The organism is Nostoc sp. UIC 10630 (assembly GCF_010747425.1).
Taxonomy (GTDB): domain Bacteria; phylum Cyanobacteriota; class Cyanobacteriia; order Cyanobacteriales; family Nostocaceae; genus Nostoc.
This window is the reverse complement of sequence record NZ_JAAGOG010000487.1, coordinates 1-587: the sequence shown is the minus strand read 5'-3', so window position 1 is coordinate 587 and position 587 is coordinate 1. Positions and strand designations below refer to the sequence as shown.

Here is a 587-nt window from a genome sequence, read left to right as displayed (position 1 = left end):
ATTAAAGCTTCGCTTATTTTTTGCGAAAACTAACATTAAAGAAAGGCAGCAGCTACTATGACAGCTTTTGACTTTGATTCTGCTGAACACAAGCTATACGAAAAGACCCCAGCAGCCAAAAGTATTCCTTCACCCGCAGGCATTTGGATTGCTTACGAAAATCAACAATTAGCAGGATGGTACGAAAATAAAGAACTAGAAGGTGGGAAAGAGTATAAAGTTCTTACTAACAAGTTGGACGAAAACGATGAAAAGATAGGCATTCCTGGCGCTCTCTACAGACAACCACGAATACTTGTGATTGGGCGATCGCCTCTGCTATACGGAAACGATAGAAAGGTGATTGGAGTTTGGCGTAGCAGTGATGGTTTGGACAAGAACGCCTACAAATTCGGTAGGCGGTATATGGTGATTTTCGTCGATGCCCAAAATCAACCTCTTCATATCGCACCAGTACAAATAACCGCTTGGGGAGTGTTTCAAGTGTCGTTTGATCAACAACTAATGGCATTCCGTGAAACCTGCGAACAAGCTTATGCAAGTTTTCAAGGCAAACATCACCAACCGAAGAATTTACTTTGGCATTC

General features: G+C 42.1%; 1 protein-coding gene. It reads left to right on the top strand.

Annotated features, from left to right (window positions below; translation table 11 throughout):
• Positions 1-57: 57 nt before the first annotated feature.
• Positions 58-587, top strand: a 530-nt coding sequence (locus tag G1O98_RS38530; RefSeq protein ID WP_163939730.1) for a DUF5895 domain-containing protein, incomplete at its 3' end; no start/stop codon positions are given.